Genomic DNA, 14,538 nt, shown 5'->3' on the forward strand with positions numbered 1-14,538 from the left:
GCGTTGACAAAGGTCGGCGCGGTCAGTGCCGAGCGCCATATTTTCATCTGCGCGATGTCCGAAAAGCAGAAATGCTGCCAGCGAGAGGTTGGTGAGCGCGCCTGGAAATATCTCAAACGGCGCTTGAAAGAGCTCGGTCTCGTCTGCGGCGGCGGCGTCCAGCGGACCAAGGCCGATTGTCTGCAGGTCTGCGCAGCCGGCCCGGTTGCCGTCGTCCAGCCCGATGGCGTCTGGTACCACTCCTGTACCGAAGAAGTGCTCGAGCGAATCATTCAGGAGCACCTGATCGGCGGAAAGCCGGTCGAGCAGTTCATGCTGAACCCGCCTGTTTAGCGACGATTGTTGGGATCGAGATCGTCCAGCGAGTTGTCGACGGATTCGTCGTGCCCGGTACCGTTCGAAAGAAATACCAGACCCATCAGCGCACTCATCAGAAGCATTGAAAATCCGATGCCCAGCGCGGCCGCAATAAAGACGTGGGGCGATACGTCCTCGACCTGCTTGTAGATGATGGCCAGCGCAATGATGACGACACCCAGCGTCAGCCCCATCATGAAGCGCATCAGTCGCCGGTATCGCGCCCATGCATGGGCTGCGGTTTCGGGATCATCCAAAGGCGATTTGCGTATCATGGCCGCGCTCATGCCCCTTGCGCGCGGTCGATGCAATGCAGCGAATAGTCCCGATCTGGCGGTTGCCCGCCTTTCGTGTCATATTCATCGCATAGGGACCAAGGAGCGCAGCCATGACCATCGCCAACCTCATCGCCAATCGCAATGAAGCGGTATTGTCCTGCACACCCATGGACAGTGTCCAGCATGCTGCAGGGTTGCTTGCCGAGAAGCGCATCGGCGCATTGCCCGTGATGCAAGGGGAGAGCGTCGTCGGAATCTTCTCGGAGCGCGATCTGCTCTATTGCGTAGCGCGCGATGGAGCAGATGTGCTGCATCAGGCAGTAGGTGAAGTGATGACATCACCTGCCATCACCATCGATCCCGGCGCCAATGTTCTGAAAGCGCTGTCCATGATGACAAAGCGCCGGATTCGCCACCTGCCCGTAGTAGAAGGCGAGCGGATGATCGCGTTCGTTTCGATTGGAGATCTGGTGAAATACCGGATGGATATGATCGAGGCGGAAGCCGAACAGATGCGCGAATATATCACTTCGGCTTGAGGCCGGGGCGCAGGCTCCCTACATCGCACCCATGACATCCGGACTTACCTTGAGCGAAAATGCTGCAGCACGCGTTGCCGCTATCGCCGAGAAGCAGGGTAGACCTGCTATCCTGCGCCTTTCGGTTGAAGGAGGGGGTTGCTCCGGCTTCCAGTACAAGTTCGATCTTGGCGAGCCCGAAGATGATGACTCGGTAAGCGAGACCTCAGGCGTGAAACTGGTAGTCGATCCCGTGAGCCTCGACCTGGTTGCCGGAAGCGTCGTAGATTTCGTCGAATCACCCGGCGGTGCGGCTTTCCGGGTGGAAAATCCGAATGCCGCTGCCGGTTGCGGTTGCGGTTCCAGCTTCGGCATCTAAAGTCAGCGGCGATGAAGATCGCCAGTTTCAATATCAACGGTATCAAGGCGCGTCTGCCGCGCCTGAAGGAATGGCTTGCGGAGACGAGGCCAACGGTTGCCTGCCTGCAGGAGATCAAGTCACAAGACGAGAACTTCCCGGCATCCGAATTCGAAGAGCTCGGTTACAAGGCTATCTGGCACGGGCAGAAGAGCTTCAACGGTGTAGCTATCCTGGTCGATGGCCAGGAACCTGTTGAGGTCAAGCGCGGCCTTGGCATTGATGGCCCGAAGGAAGGCGAAGGCGAGCAGGCGCGCTATCTCGAGGCCGATGTGAACGGCGTGCGCGTTGTCAATCTCTACCTGCCCAATGGCAATCCACGTCCCGGGCCAAAGTTCGATTACAAGCTAGCGTGGATGGAGTTGCTGCGAGCGCGCATGCGCGAATTGCTCGAGCAGGAAATTCCGACGGTCGTTGTGGGCGACTTCAATGTAATTCCGCGCGATAATGATGTCTGGTCGGTGCAAGCGATGGCGAGCGATGCGTTGATGCAGCCTGAGTCGCGCGAAGCTTACTCGCGTATTCTCAACGATGGCTGGACCGATGCACTAGGCACATTGAACCCACGTGGTGGGGTCTGGACCTATTGGGACTATCAAGCCGGTGCGTGGCAGCGCGATCACGGCTTCCGCATCGATCACCTACTCCTGTCACCCCAGACCGCAGACCGGCTGGTCGCAGCTGGCGTCGACAAGGACCATCGCGGCCGGGAAAAGGCCAGCGATCACGCGCCAATCTGGGTAGAGATTAGAGATTAGGAGCTGTTTGTCTCATGAAGCTGCATCCGCAGCTTCGTCCTCGGTGCTATTCGCTCACCCTTCGGCAAGCTCAGGGTGCGCGGCACCTGCGGTCGCCCGGTCGGGCTCTGTCGGTCGCTAGTCGCGCCCGATACCATTCCACGCCAGCTACCATGTCGCGGAGCTCGCTCGGCGCTTAGCCGAGGGTAAGGGCGACTGCCCGCCCGCAGCGGGCGCAGCTTGCCTGCGCATCTAGCGAGGACGAAAGCGCGGAGGCGCTTTCGCAAAACAAACTACCGATAGAAAATATGATTATCGATGCGCGCACGCGTCGTCATGCGGCGGGCCCAGCTTGGGCGCACATGCGTAGCGTGGAAATAAAGCGCGTCGTCGGCCTCGCTTTCCCACATGTCGCGGTGTGCAATGCGGGCGATCGCTTTGGCGCGGCCCCATGCCGATGAACCTGCGTTCGGGGTAGGAATGTGACCGTTGCGCACGAAGGAGAACTGCGAACGTTGGGTCACGACCGAGCAATAATCGTCCGGGAAGCGGTTACTTTCCGCACGGTTGATGATCACGCGCGCCACGGCCAGCTGGCCATCAAGGGGTTCACCGCGCGATTCAAAGTAGACGGCCTGTGCCAGGCACATCACTTCGCGCGACATTTCACCCGATGTGTCGACGGTTGCGACGAGATCGCGGAGCGATGCTGCGTCAACGGTTTGGACTTCCGGCTCTTCCGGAACATCCTGCACCACTTCGCTGGCAACAAACCGGACTTGCGGTTCGGCGGCGTCTTGCGGTGCTTCAAAATCTGTTGCGACCTGTTCGGCAGCTGCCGGAACGGTCTGGTCTTGTGCGATGGCGCCGCTGGTGGCGGTACCGAAACTGCTCGCAATCACAGTGCTGACCAGGGCGAGGGCCCCAGCCCGTTTCCAAGTAATCTTCATCGATCCCTTAACTCACGGCGGTGAGCGACCAAAGCAGATCTGCGGTTGCGGCGAACTTCCTGGTGCCGTCTCTATACCGCTGCCCATCCCAATGGGGACCTGCAGGTCAACTCCCCGTCTGCGCGCTGCAAGGCACCGCCGCATTGCGGTGACTAAACAACATACGCTTTCCGGAAGGTCGCGGGCCAGATAGCGACAAACTGTTGAGTGTCAATTATTGTGAAGTTAGTTTCCGATGAAACGTTCTGGATTTGCGACATCCAGCTCAAGAATCCAGAGGTCGCTATCCTGCCGTTGCCTACGGGCCATAAAATCACTAAAATCTGACTTATTATCAGTATCTTGCTCTTTTGAGAGCGACCAGGTTCGCGTGCCATCGAGTTGCGGCATTCTTTCGTAAGCGCGCAATTTTGTTCCATTTTCGCAACATATAATCATTAATGTCCCGGCGTCGGGTTCACCCTTTGCCAGCACCGTTGCAAAGCCGCCTTCGGCCTGCACGGCGCGGATAAGGCCAGTCACCTCCAGATGGACGGGGATGCGATCATCCATTTTTGACATCCAAGGGAATCACTCCGGTTGGTGATATCCGGGCAGACCCGAGAGCGCGATGTGGGAGCGCATGAAAGTACCTGTCCCACGCCCAATCTCGTCGCCCTCTTCATCCATCAGATGCGCTTCTGCGATAAAGACACGGCGTTTCCCGCTGACCCAGCGCCCCTCCGCAATCACGGTTCCGCCACGAATAGGCTTGGTGAAATGGAGATTGAAGCCCGTCGTGAGTAGAAATCGGTCCGACACCAGCGAGTTTGCCGCGTAAAAAGCAGCATCATCAAGCATCTTGAAATAAAGCGTGCCGTGCGCCGCACCAGCAGCGTGGAAATGCTTCTCACTCGCAGTGAAGGTAATGCGCGAGCGACCAGGCTCGGCTATTTCCAGCCGCGATTCAAACAATGCGTTAATCGGCGCAGAAGCATAGAGCTGCTCCAGCGCGCGAAAATGGGCCGTTTGCCCGCCATCACCGCCAGTATCAGGCGGCGTCACGGTCCGTCACATTATTGACGAGGCTGTAAAGCGCCTCAGCCGTGGGTGCATCCGATAGCGCATCGTGCATCCGCTCATCACGCATCAGGCGCGAAACCGCTGCCAGTGCGTGGAGATGGGTTGCGCCGCAGCTTTCCGGAGACAGGAGCCCGAACACCAGATCGACAGGCAATCCGTCTGCCGCATTGAAGTCGACCGGCTTTTCGAGCTTGATGACAGTTGCAATCGGACGATTGATGCCAGGAAAACGCGCATGCGGGATGGCAACACCGCGGCCAAATCCGGTACTGCCAAGGTTCTCACGCTCTTCAAGATGTTCAAGCACCAGTGATGCGTCGAGATCCCACGCCTTGGCAAAGGTCTGCGCAACCAGTTCGAGAATTTCACGCTTTGTTTCGGCACTCGTCAAAGCAACCGATTCAGGCTTCAAAACAAAATTGGAATTCATTGCTCTTATCGTTTCACATCCCTGCTAATGCCTCCGCGACCCTTCTGGGCGCTCAGCGAGCAGGAACGGTTGAAGTTTCTGGTTTGCTTTCCGCTAACGCTATAATGCGGCGAAAATCAGGACGGTTCGACCCATCCGATCGATCCATCGTCGCGGCGGTAGACCATATTATGTCTGCCAGTGCCAGCATTTTTGAAAAACAGCGCATTTGTGTGGCGCAAATCGAGCAGCATCACCGCGTCTGACACGCTGACTTCGGGTACATCGATGCGTGTTTCAGCGATGATCGGTGGCGAATCGTTTTCGACAACCGCTTCGCTCTCGGGCTCTTCGCCCGCGAAGATCGTATAGGCAGCTTCTTCTTCCGCCACCGCATGGGCAGCCTGTTCGTGCCGGTCTTTCAGGCGACGCTTGTAGCGACGAAGCTGTTTCTCAATCTTGTCCGCTGCCTGGTCAAACGCAACGTGCGCATCATGTGCCTGACCGTGGCTTTTCAGGATAAGGCCATGATTCACATGCAGAACGATATCGGCGGCAAAAGCGCTCGCCGGCGCCTTTCCGAAGGTAACCGAGGATGAAATCGCGCGGCTGAAATGTTTGTCGACGATGCCGTTGAGGCGGTCTGATGCATGCTCTTGCAGCGCTACACCGGTATCGACTTGATGTCCCGACACGCGAATATCCATAAGGGGGGTTCTCCTGGGTAAGCTTCCTAGTTCCGCTCTATGTGGGGAGTGCGACTCACGAGGTCCAGAGCGGAGAATCCAAAGATTCCAGAAATGCGGCATGTCGCGCAAGTTCTTCTTTGTTGGCAGCGTGTGGACGCGGGGCGCGGTACTCGCCCGTTTTCGGAGCGAACACGGCGGTTTCAACACGCTCTTCCTGAGTGTTGTCGGCCGCGAGCTGAAGGCCGATCTGGCGTCCGCCCATAAGCTCGACATAGACCTGCGCCAGCAGTTCGGCATCCAGCAGCGCCCCGTGCAACACGCGGTGCGAGCGATCCACGCCATAACGCGAACACAGCGCATCGAGCGAATGCTTGGCCCCCGGATGACGGCGACGGGCGATCGCTAGTGTGTCCACCATGCGATCATGGCTGACCGGCTCCAGCCCCAGCGTCTCCAGCTCGTAGTTGAGGAAGCCAAAGTCGAACTGCGCATTGTGCGCCACCAACGGGGCATCACCAAGAAACGCCAGAAGGTCCTGCGCACCGTCTTTGAACAGCGGCTTGTCGGACAGGAAGCTCGCAGAAAGGCCGTGCACCTTCTCGGCTTCCGCCGGCATGTCGCGTTCCGGATTGTAATAGGCGTGGAAACTTTCGCCCGTGAGCACCCGGTTGACCATCTCGATGCAACCGATTTCGACCATGCGATCTCCGGTCTTGGGATCAAGACCGGTGGTTTCGGTATCGAAGATGATCTCGCGCATGGGTAGTCTATCGCGCGCGCTGGGCTAATCGCGCAAGTCCTCTGAGAGCTTGTCCACCAGGTCCTCCACTGCCTTTTGCGTTTCGGCGAGCGTAGTGCCGGTGTCGATGACATGGTCGGCGCGGGCACGCTTGGCAGCGTCGGGCAATTGGCTGGCAAGAATGCCTTCGAACTTTTCCGCCGTCATGCCTTCACGAGCAAGAGCGCGCTTTCGCTGGATGTCTTCGGGAGCAGACACGACTACTACCGCGTCGACCGTGTCCTCTCCGGTCTTTTCGAACAGCAACGGGATGTCGAACAGCACAATCGGCGCTTCCGAATGGTCAGCCAGGAACGCTTCCCGGCGTTTGGCGACAGCAGGATGCACAATAGCTTCGAGCCGTGCCAGGGCATCTTTGTCGGCAAACACGATCGAACCAAGCATAGCCCGGTCGAGCCCATCGGGCCCGGTCGAGCCGGGAAACGCCGCTTCGATTGCCGGCAGCAGCTCGCCGCCGGGGCTCTGCATCGCGCGGACTTCGGCGTCGGCATCAAATACCGGCACACCGCAGTCGGCGAACATCGCCGCAACGGTGCTCTTGCCCATCGCAATGGAGCCGGTGAGGCCGAGAATGAAAGGACGATCCGGTGCGGTCATGACGTCAGTATCCGGCGCAGTTCCGCGTCACTGTCTTCGCGTGGAGGGCACGCACCAAAGAAGCGCTCGAACGCGATGGCAGCCTGTCCGATGAGCATCGACAAGCCATCGATTGTGCCAAAACCCGCTTCCGCAGCGCGTTTCAGCAAGTCCGTTTCGAGCGGATGATAGACAGCGTCATAAAAGACGCTTCCCGGCGGCGCATGGGACATGTCGAATGCAAGTGGTTCGTGCCCTTCCATGCCAAGCGAAGTCGCGTTGACCACCAGATCGAGACAGCCCTCGCGATCATCGAAGGCAAAATCGGTCGGCTCGGCAAAGTGCTGGAGCGGTGCGGCGTGATGCTGGCCCTCGGGATCAATCGCCTCGAGCAAAGCGCGCGCCTTGCCAACGCTCCGTCCGGCGATAACCAGCGTGAAGCCCTGTTCGGCCAGCCCCGCAGCAATCGCTCTGGCCGCGCCGCCCGTGCCGAGAATGCGCGCCATGCGGAAGTAGTGCTTGTCTGCCAGCCGCTCGCGCAGCGGCTCGAGGAAACCCTCAACATCGGTGTTCGTCCCGATCAGTGCACCATTGTGGCGCCGCGTCACCGTGTTCACCGCCCCCACTAGCTCGGCGCCAATTTCCAGCCGGTCGAGATGTTCCACTACCGCCTGCTTGTGCGGCATCGTGACATTACACCCACGCCAGTCAGGATCCTCGCGCCGTGCAGCGATGTAGTCGGCGAGTTCTTCCGGCGTCACATGGTGCGCGCGGTAGTCGGCGTCGAGCCCGAGCTTTTCCAGCCAGTACTTATGGATGAGCGGCGATTTCGATTGTGCAATCGGATCACCGATCACCTCTGCGTAGGGCTGGCTCATTTCGGCAGCTCATCCATATCACGCAGCGCGCCCAGCACGGGGAGCAGGGGCATGCCCAGCACGGTGAAATTGTCGCCTTCGATCCGCTCGAACAATTGGACGCCCAGCGCCTCGATCCGAAAGACGCCAACGCAGTAGCCGACTTCCGGCCACTCGCGCTCAAGGTAGCTTTCGATGAAGCCTTCCGAAAGTTCGCGCACATGCAAGCGAGCAAGCGCGGCATGGTTCCACACCACTTCTCCACCGCGCGCCAGGGCAGCAGCAGAATGTAGCTCCATCACCTTGCCCGAAAAGAAGCGCAGATGTTCGGCGGCATTGTCCTTGTCGGTCGGTTTGTCGAACCGCTTGCCGTCAACGACAACCAGCGAATCCGAGCCCAGCACCGGCACGAGCGGCTCGTCCACCGCGAGCGACTTGGCCTCTGCCAGTGCGAGCGCGATGTCTCCCGGCGCTGCACCTTCCAGCGAGGCCTCGATCGCGCGTTCATCGAGATCGGCGGGGCGGGCTTCAAAGGCGATGCCTGCATCACGCAGCATCGTCTGCCGAGAAGCGGACTTGGATGCGAGCACGATCATATCGGCTTGGGTCCCACGGCTGGCGGGACATCGCGACCTTCACGCTCCTGATAGATACGGATGACCGCCGCCGCCGTTTCCTCAATAGAGCGGCGTGTTACGTCGATCACCGGCCAGCTGTTGTCGGCAAACATGCGGCGGGCAAAAGCCACCTCGTTCTTCACCCGCTCTTCATCGACATAGGATGTCTCGGTGTTCTCATTCAGCGAGAGCAGCCGGTTGCGACGAATCTGCACCAGCCGCTGCGGCGCCGTGGTAAGGCCGACAACCATCGGGTGCTTGAGACGGTAGAGCGTATCAGGCGGCGGGCTTTCTACGACCAGGGGGATGTTGGCCACTTTGAAACCACGGTTGGCGAGATAGATGCTGGTCGGCGTCTTCGATGTGCGCGATACGCCCGCGAGGACAATGTCGGCCTCTTCCCAGTTCTCCCACCCAATCCCGTCATCATGCGCGATAGTAAATTGGATGGCATCGACGCGAGCAAAATAGGCTGCGTCCATCTTGTGCTGGCGACCCGGACGACCTTTGGCGGCTTGGCCTAGCTGCTTTTCGAGCGCTTCGGTAATCGTCTCCAGTGCATCGGCATGGTCGATGCCCAAAGCCCGGCATCGCTCTTCCAACTGCTCGCGGATATCGGCATTCACCAGTGTATACAGAACCAATCCGGGATTGGCCTTGAACTCGTCGATTGTTCGGTCAAGGTGCTGGCGCGAGCGCACCATCGGCCAGAAATGACGCTTGATATCGCTATCGTCGAACTGCGCGAGCGCAGCCTTGGCGATCATCTCCAGCGTTTCACCGGTGGAGTCGGACAGGAGGTGGAGGTGCAGCTTGGCCATGTGGATATGTGGCTGCATAAACCACGGGAGAGAATTGCGGACAAGATGGTGATGCAATTCCACCCCCGCTCCCGGCTGATTCGCGCGCAGGGAAATCCGCACAAGCCGGATTCTTTCCGCAGGCTGTGAGTAACGGGGAGAAGCTTTGCTTGACGCGGAAGACCAACGAGTCGATGCGCGGATTCCACCACAGTCTCATGGAAGGATTCCGGTGATTGCGCGATTTCCCCGCAATCCACAGGCCCAACAAACATCAGAATCCTTCTATTAATATATTTATTTATTGGATTGGACCCTTCCAGGATGCCCGGATCACTGCTTGAAAACCTGCGCGGAACGCGAACCGAAAGGCGTCCGGTCTGGCTGATGCGGCAAGCAGGCCGCTATCTGCCCGAGTATCGTGAGCTGCGGGCGAGCAAGGGCGGTTTCCTCGAGCTGGTCTATGATAGCGAGGCGGCAGCAGAGGTCACCTTGCAGCCTTTGCGCCGTTTCGACTTTGATGGGGCCATCCTGTTCTCCGACATTTTGATCGTGCCGCACGCGCTGGGGCAGAACCTGTGGTTCGAAGCAGGCGAAGGTCCGCGGCTAGCACCACCGCTCGTCGATGGCGCATGGCAGAGCCTCGAGAAGGCTTATCACCATTTCGAGCCGGTCTGGAAAACGGTGGAGCTGTGCAAGGCGCAGCTTGATGATCATGTCACCATGCTCGGCTTTATCGGCTCACCCTGGACTGTGGCGACCTATATGGTGGCGGGGCAGGGATCGAAGGATCACGGCGCGACCCGATCGCTGGCCTATCGCGATCCGGCAGCGTTCCAGTCGCTGATCGATGCGATCGAGGCGGCGAGCCTGGAATATCTCATCGGACAGATCGATGCGGGCGCTGAAGCGGTGCAGTTGTTTGACAGCTGGGCGGGTTCACTCAGCCCCGCGCAGTTCGAGAAATGGGTCATCGCCCCCAACGCGCGGCTGGCCGCAGCCATCCATGAAGCGCGACCGGGCATTCCCGTCATCGGCTTTCCGAAAGGGGCGGGAGCCAAGCTGCCAGCCTATGCGCGCGAGACGGGCGTCGATGCGGTCGGTATTGATGAAACCACCGACCCGGTGTGGATCAACGCGCAATTGCCTGCTGACATGCCTGTACAGGGCAATTGTGACCCGATGCAGCTGCTGGCGGGGGGGGAGGCCCTGGATACCCATGCCAGGGCCATCCTTGACGCTTTCAGCGAGCGACCCCATGTGTTCAATCTCGGTCACGGAATCGACAAGACCACGCCTATCGAGAACGTCGATCGCCTACTGGCGGTTGTTCGTGGGCAAGAGAGCGCGTAAAGCGCACTGGCGATGCAGGAATATCTCTTAACAATCTACGCGTGGCTGAAGGCCGGACACATCATTTTCATGGTGTTCTGGATGGCGGGTCTGTTCATTCTGCCACGCCAGATGATCTATCTGCATTCCTATGGGGTGGATACGCCCGAACATGTGCAATGGGCAGACCGGATGGGCAAGTTGCGCAAGATTATCCTGACGCCCAGCCTGATCGTGGTTTGGGTATTGGGTCTCGCGCTCATGTCCGCCATCGGTGCACACACGCAAGGCTGGTTCCACGCCAAGTTGCTCTTTGTCCTGTTGCTCACCGGCTATCATGGCTGGATGGTGGCAAAGGCGAAGGCGATGCTGCGTGGCGAGCGCCCGCTGACCGAGAAGCAATTGCGCCTGTTTGGCGAGATCCCGGGCGTGCTGCTCGCGATCATTGTTATCCTGGTTGTCGTCAAACCGTTCTGATTTCCGGTTCACCGGCGCGCCAGTTGCAAATCACGAATTGACCGCTTTGCCGCGCAGGCATATTGCGGTCTCCATTACCGGCAACAGACTCGCTGAACACAGGCGAGCAGGGTCTGCTTTCTCCAAGCCCACGATGACCTGCCGGCTTCCCCAAAGGCCAATCGGCCCACCGAATACGGAAAATACACTATGCATTTGAAAGAACTGAAAGAGCGGACGCCGGCAGAGCTTGTCTCGATGGCCGAAGATATGGGCGTCGAAGGCGCATCGACCATGCGCCGCCAGGATCTGATGTTCGCGATCCTCAAAGAGGTCGCTGAAGAGGGCGAGGAAATCCTCGGCATCGGCACGATCGAAGTGCTGCAGGACGGCTTCGGCTTCCTGCGTTCGCCCGAAGCGAACTACCTCGCCGGACCGGACGATATCTACGTCTCGCCCAACCAGGTCCGCAAAATGGGCCTGCGCACGGGTGACACTGTCGAAGGTGAAATTCGCGCGCCCAAGGATGGCGAGCGCTACTTCGCGCTGACCAAGCTCAAGGCGGTCAACTACGAAGATCCCGATGCTGTGCGCCACCGCACCAACTTCGACAATCTCACCCCGCTCTATCCGGACGAGCGGCTCAACCTCGATACCAAAGACCCGACGGTCAAAGACAAGTCGGCGCGCGTGATCGATCTGATTTCGCCGCAGGGTAAGGGTCAGCGCGCGCTGATCGTTGCTCCGCCGCGCACGGGTAAAACGGTACTGCTGCAGAACATCGCCAAGGCGATTACCGACAACCATCCAGAAGTCTTCCTGCTGGTTCTGCTCGTTGACGAGCGTCCGGAAGAAGTCACCGACATGCAGCGCAGCGTGAACGGTGAAGTGATCAGCTCGACTTTTGACGAGCCTGCTTCGCGTCACGTGCAAGTTGCTGAAATGGTGATCGAAAAGGCCAAACGTCTGGTCGAGCACAAGAAGGATGTTGTGATCCTGCTCGACTCGATCACACGCCTCGGCCGCGCCTACAACACCGTTGTCCCGAGCTCGGGCAAGGTGCTGACGGGTGGTGTCGATGCCAATGCGCTCCAGCGTCCGAAGCGTTTCTTCGGTGCCGCGCGTAACATCGAAGAGGGCGGATCGCTCTCCATCATCGCTACCGCGCTGATCGATACCGGCAGCCGCATGGACGAAGTGATCTTCGAAGAGTTCAAGGGTACGGGTAACAGCGAAATCGTCCTCGACCGCAAGGTCTCGGACAAGCGCATCTTCCCGGCGCTCGATGTCGGCAAGTCCGGCACCCGCAAGGAAGAGCTGCTGGTGGATCAGGCAACGCTCAGCAAGATGTACGTCCTGCGCCGTATCCTGATGCAGATGGGGACGGTCGATGCGATGGAATTCCTGCTCGACAAGATGAAGGATTCGAAGACCAACGAAGACTTCTTCGAGACGATGAACCAGTAGGATTGGGCTAGGGTTTGAGCGTGATCTCGAACTGCTTAGTTTCATGTTTGAAACTGAAGCTGAAGAGTTTGAGAACGTCGAAGCCCAGAATTAGGTCGAAGTTCTGATTGTCCTCCATGTCGACGACCTCAAATGGCGTCTCGAGCTGGAAGAGTGTTAGTTCGCTGGGATTGTTTGGGTGAGTGGTAGCGCCACCTTCTACTCTGGTTGCCCATAGCCCTATCGAGGCGAGATATCGGGTGTGAGTTCGTGGGCCATGGAGGCCAGCAAACTCCATGTGACCAATTCGCACGAGTTCTTCGTTCGCAATCACGCTCCGCGAAAGCACAGTTCTTTGCGCGCCAGTATCGATCAGCGCTCGGTATTGTTGCTTCGAATAGCCCGCTACTAGGGCACCGTTGGTAAGCAATGGTTTTGTGATATTTGTAGGCAGAATTAGCCGATGTTGATCAAGCTCGCAGTGCTGAACTAACATGCGAGTAGAATCCGAGATCTTCGACGGCATCATCAACGGGCTCTACTGAGAAGTTGCCTTCTCCGTAGCGCTTCATTCCAGCCATAATTGCTTCCAAACTTGTCGCGAAAAACTCGTCGACAGATTCGTCATGCAGGAGGGCATGCTCACCTCTGTGATTGGCCAAGAGCTTGGTTAGGTTGGATTTGAACCAACGGTAGTTTGCTTCCGATTGATCGCGCATCTCTCGATCCTCCACCGATAGACTACACTACACGACTCGAAGATTCCATTTCAAAGTTCGAATCGATCCGATTCGAATCATGAAATTATATTTCACCGCGATGGAAGCATCGCTAACATCGTCTCGCGCACCTTCTCGATCGCCTTGAGTGGGCGGATCATCACCTTGAATTCACTGATTTTTCCATCATCATTGAGCGTGATGATGTCAACGCCGTTCACGTGCACGCCGTCCATCTCCACGGTGAATTCGAGCACGCAGTTGGAGCCGTCGATGACATCACGCCGATAGGTAAAGCCGTGCGGGGCGAACATCTGCAGGGCGGCGCCTAGATACTGCATCACAAGAAACTTACCCTCCTGCGGCGTATGCATGACGGGGGAGTGAAACACGGCGTCATCAGCGATCCATTCCGCCAGCGCCATTGGCTCGGCCTTGCCTTCAACCACGGCATGAAGCGTGGCGATCGCTTCGGGGACTGCGCGGCTCATGCCAGATGCTCGGCAAAGAAAGCAGAGGTGCGGCTGTCGGCGAGATTGGCAGCTGTCTCATCGCGGCGCTGGCCGATCTCGGTTGCGAATCCGTGATCGAGACCTTCGTAGTCATGCAGTGTGACCTTGGTGTGATCGTCCAGCGCGTCATGCATGACTTTCTGCACTTCAGCAGGAACAAAGCCGTCTTCGGTCGGAATGTGCAGCATTAGCGGGTTGGCGATAGCCTCCTTCTCACCCAGCAAGCCATCCACACCCACGGCATAGTAGCCGACGCTGGCATCAATATCGGTGCGCGCCGCAGTCATAAACGCAAGGCGACCGCCAAGGCAGTAGCCCACCGCGCCAACCTTCTTTCCGCGCGATTGTTCGCGCGCAAAGTTGATTGTCGCCTGGATATCACGGACACCCTGATCCTGATTGAACTTTCCCATCCATCCAAGCGCTTGTTGGAACTCTGTCTCTACGTCGGGATCGAGCTCGATCCCGGGCTGCAAGCGCCAGAAGAGGTCGGGAGCAATCGCAATATAGCCATTGGCTGCCAGTTTGTCGCATTTCTGGCGGATACCCGCGTTCACGCCGAAAATTTCCTGAATGACGATCACTGCTGCCTTGGCCTGGCCATCAGGACGCGCGACGTAGGCGCTGAAGGTGTTGTCGCCCGAAAGGGTGGAAATGCTCGCTGTCTCGCTCATATAGTCTCTCGCTGCAAATTCGCCTGGCTATGCTACAGGATGCAGCCGCGCAGAAAAGGTGTCCGAATATGAAAGTGAACATCGAGATCGAATGCACGCCCGCTGAGGCGCGCGAATTTATGGGGCTGCCCGATGTCGAGCAGGCCAATGCGATCTATATCGAAAGCGTCACGAAGGCGATGCAGGGCGCCTCCAGCACCGAACAGCTCGAGCAATATGCCAAGCAGCTTGCACCGATGGGGCAAATGGGCATGCAGATGTTCCAGAGCTTTATGGAAGGTGTCAGCAAGAATGCCGGCGCCGCATCGGGCAAGAAAGCCAAGGGCGACTAG

The 14,538-nt window shown here is 58.4% G+C and carries 23 protein-coding genes; 8 read left to right on the plus strand and 15 right to left on the minus strand.

Translation table 11 applies throughout. The annotated features are described in order from the left end of the window. Nucleotides 1–3: 3 nt before the first annotated feature. Complete coding sequence (locus OOZ52_RS10255; protein WP_274698427.1) at nucleotides 4–333, plus strand: (2Fe-2S) ferredoxin domain-containing protein; 330 nt, start codon at nucleotides 4–6, stop codon at nucleotides 331–333. On the opposite strand, the gene OOZ52_RS10260 is transcribed toward OOZ52_RS10255, so the two are convergent. Further along, entirely contained in the window at nucleotides 330–632 is a 303-nt protein-coding gene (locus OOZ52_RS10260; protein ID WP_274698428.1) for a hypothetical protein, read from the minus strand. The genes OOZ52_RS10255 and OOZ52_RS10260 overlap by 4 nt on opposite strands. 113 nt (nucleotides 633–745) lie before the next feature. Here OOZ52_RS10260 and OOZ52_RS10265 point away from each other — a divergent pair, with 113 nt between their 5' ends. Genes OOZ52_RS10265 through xth form a run of 3 tightly spaced genes read left to right on the plus strand, consistent with a single transcriptional unit; the run spans nucleotide 746 to nucleotide 2,329 of the window. Continuing rightward, nucleotides 746–1,174 (plus strand): CBS domain-containing protein, encoded by a 429-nt coding sequence (locus OOZ52_RS10265; RefSeq protein WP_274698429.1) that lies wholly within the window; start codon nucleotides 746–748, stop codon nucleotides 1,172–1,174. A 31-nt stretch (nucleotides 1,175–1,205) separates the two neighbouring features. Continuing rightward, nucleotides 1,206–1,532: a HesB/IscA family protein gene (locus OOZ52_RS10270; RefSeq protein WP_274698430.1), complete on the plus strand. Its 327-nt coding sequence runs from the start codon at nucleotides 1,206–1,208 to the stop codon at nucleotides 1,530–1,532. An 11-nt stretch (nucleotides 1,533–1,543) separates the two neighbouring features. Next, the gene (xth, locus tag OOZ52_RS10275) at nucleotides 1,544–2,329 is read left to right on the plus strand and encodes an exodeoxyribonuclease III (RefSeq protein WP_274698431.1); all 786 of its coding nucleotides are present in this window, start codon (nucleotides 1,544–1,546) and stop codon (nucleotides 2,327–2,329) included. A gap of 272 nt (nucleotides 2,330–2,601) precedes the next feature. Here xth and OOZ52_RS10280 read toward each other — a convergent pair whose 3' ends face one another. From OOZ52_RS10280 to OOZ52_RS10325, 10 genes are all read right to left on the minus strand, one after another. After that, nucleotides 2,602–3,258, minus strand: a complete 657-nt coding sequence (locus OOZ52_RS10280; RefSeq protein WP_274698432.1) for a cell wall hydrolase — start codon at nucleotides 3,256–3,258, stop codon at nucleotides 2,602–2,604. 225 nt (nucleotides 3,259–3,483) lie between these two features. Then, entirely contained in the window at nucleotides 3,484–3,810 is a 327-nt protein-coding gene (locus OOZ52_RS10285) for a DUF1491 family protein (protein ID WP_274698433.1), read from the minus strand. Nucleotides 3,811–3,828: 18 nt separating this feature from the next. After that, nucleotides 3,829–4,302 (minus strand): PaaI family thioesterase, encoded by a 474-nt coding sequence (locus OOZ52_RS10290; RefSeq protein ID WP_274698434.1) that lies wholly within the window; start codon nucleotides 4,300–4,302, stop codon nucleotides 3,829–3,831. Next, entirely contained in the window at nucleotides 4,289–4,750 is a 462-nt protein-coding gene (locus tag OOZ52_RS10295) for a PTS sugar transporter subunit IIA (RefSeq protein ID WP_274698435.1), read from the minus strand. The genes OOZ52_RS10290 and OOZ52_RS10295 overlap by 14 nt, the downstream gene beginning before the upstream one ends. Before the next feature lie 116 nt (nucleotides 4,751–4,866). Continuing rightward, nucleotides 4,867–5,436, minus strand: a complete 570-nt coding sequence (gene hpf / locus OOZ52_RS10300) for a ribosome hibernation-promoting factor, HPF/YfiA family (protein WP_274698436.1) — start codon at nucleotides 5,434–5,436, stop codon at nucleotides 4,867–4,869. Nucleotides 5,437–5,491: 55 nt separating this feature from the next. After that, nucleotides 5,492–6,178: a DNA polymerase III subunit epsilon gene (gene dnaQ / locus OOZ52_RS10305; RefSeq protein WP_274698437.1), complete on the minus strand. Its 687-nt coding sequence runs from the start codon at nucleotides 6,176–6,178 to the stop codon at nucleotides 5,492–5,494. A 24-nt stretch (nucleotides 6,179–6,202) separates the two neighbouring features. Further along, nucleotides 6,203–6,814 (minus strand): dephospho-CoA kinase, encoded by a 612-nt coding sequence (gene coaE / locus OOZ52_RS10310; protein WP_274698438.1) that lies wholly within the window; start codon nucleotides 6,812–6,814, stop codon nucleotides 6,203–6,205. After that, the gene (gene aroE / locus OOZ52_RS10315; protein WP_274698439.1) at nucleotides 6,811–7,671 is read right to left on the minus strand and encodes a shikimate dehydrogenase; all 861 of its coding nucleotides are present in this window, start codon (nucleotides 7,669–7,671) and stop codon (nucleotides 6,811–6,813) included. The genes coaE and aroE overlap by 4 nt, the downstream gene beginning before the upstream one ends. Continuing rightward, the gene (locus OOZ52_RS10320) at nucleotides 7,668–8,246 is read right to left on the minus strand and encodes a Maf family protein (RefSeq protein WP_274698440.1); all 579 of its coding nucleotides are present in this window, start codon (nucleotides 8,244–8,246) and stop codon (nucleotides 7,668–7,670) included. The genes aroE and OOZ52_RS10320 overlap by 4 nt, the downstream gene beginning before the upstream one ends. Then, nucleotides 8,243–9,088 (minus strand): pyruvate, water dikinase regulatory protein, encoded by an 846-nt coding sequence (locus tag OOZ52_RS10325; protein WP_274698441.1) that lies wholly within the window; start codon nucleotides 9,086–9,088, stop codon nucleotides 8,243–8,245. Before OOZ52_RS10325 ends, OOZ52_RS10320 begins: the two co-directional genes overlap by 4 nt. A 303-nt stretch (nucleotides 9,089–9,391) precedes the next feature. Here OOZ52_RS10325 and hemE point away from each other — a divergent pair, with 303 nt between their 5' ends. The 3 genes from hemE to rho all read left to right on the plus strand — a co-directional run bounded on the left by hemE (nucleotide 9,392) and on the right by rho (nucleotide 12,322). Further along, complete coding sequence (gene hemE, locus OOZ52_RS10330; RefSeq protein ID WP_274698442.1) at nucleotides 9,392–10,420, plus strand: uroporphyrinogen decarboxylase; 1,029 nt, start codon at nucleotides 9,392–9,394, stop codon at nucleotides 10,418–10,420. A 12-nt stretch (nucleotides 10,421–10,432) separates the two neighbouring features. Continuing rightward, on the plus strand, nucleotides 10,433–10,876 hold the full coding sequence (locus OOZ52_RS10335; protein ID WP_274698443.1) for a CopD family protein: 444 nt from the start codon (nucleotides 10,433–10,435) through the stop codon (nucleotides 10,874–10,876). A gap of 189 nt (nucleotides 10,877–11,065) precedes the next feature. After that, complete coding sequence (gene rho, locus OOZ52_RS10340) at nucleotides 11,066–12,322, plus strand: transcription termination factor Rho (RefSeq protein ID WP_274698444.1); 1,257 nt, start codon at nucleotides 11,066–11,068, stop codon at nucleotides 12,320–12,322. Nucleotides 12,323–12,329: 7 nt separating this feature from the next. Here the strand turns inward: rho and OOZ52_RS10345 are convergent, their stop codons facing one another. The 4 genes from OOZ52_RS10345 to OOZ52_RS10360 all read right to left on the minus strand — a co-directional run bounded on the left by OOZ52_RS10345 (nucleotide 12,330) and on the right by OOZ52_RS10360 (nucleotide 14,206). Continuing rightward, nucleotides 12,330–12,797 carry a hypothetical protein gene (locus OOZ52_RS10345; protein ID WP_274698445.1) on the minus strand — a complete coding sequence of 156 codons (468 nt, stop codon included), beginning with the start codon at nucleotides 12,795–12,797 and terminating at the stop codon, nucleotides 12,330–12,332. Next, nucleotides 12,772–13,020 carry a hypothetical protein gene (locus tag OOZ52_RS10350; RefSeq protein ID WP_274698446.1) on the minus strand — a complete coding sequence of 83 codons (249 nt, stop codon included), beginning with the start codon at nucleotides 13,018–13,020 and terminating at the stop codon, nucleotides 12,772–12,774. The genes OOZ52_RS10345 and OOZ52_RS10350 overlap by 26 nt, the downstream gene beginning before the upstream one ends. Nucleotides 13,021–13,112: 92 nt before the next feature. Next, on the minus strand, nucleotides 13,113–13,511 hold the full coding sequence (locus tag OOZ52_RS10355) for a nuclear transport factor 2 family protein (RefSeq protein ID WP_274698447.1): 399 nt from the start codon (nucleotides 13,509–13,511) through the stop codon (nucleotides 13,113–13,115). Beyond that, on the minus strand, nucleotides 13,508–14,206 hold the full coding sequence (locus tag OOZ52_RS10360) for a dienelactone hydrolase family protein (protein WP_274698448.1): 699 nt from the start codon (nucleotides 14,204–14,206) through the stop codon (nucleotides 13,508–13,510). Before OOZ52_RS10360 ends, OOZ52_RS10355 begins: the two co-directional genes overlap by 4 nt. 68 nt (nucleotides 14,207–14,274) lie before the next feature. On the opposite strand from OOZ52_RS10360, the gene OOZ52_RS10365 reads away from it, so the two are divergent. After that, entirely contained in the window at nucleotides 14,275–14,538 is a 264-nt protein-coding gene (locus OOZ52_RS10365; protein ID WP_274698449.1) for a DUF6489 family protein, read from the plus strand.

The organism is Aurantiacibacter sp. D1-12, from assembly GCF_028858515.1.
GTDB lineage: Bacteria > Pseudomonadota > Alphaproteobacteria > Sphingomonadales > Sphingomonadaceae > Alteraurantiacibacter.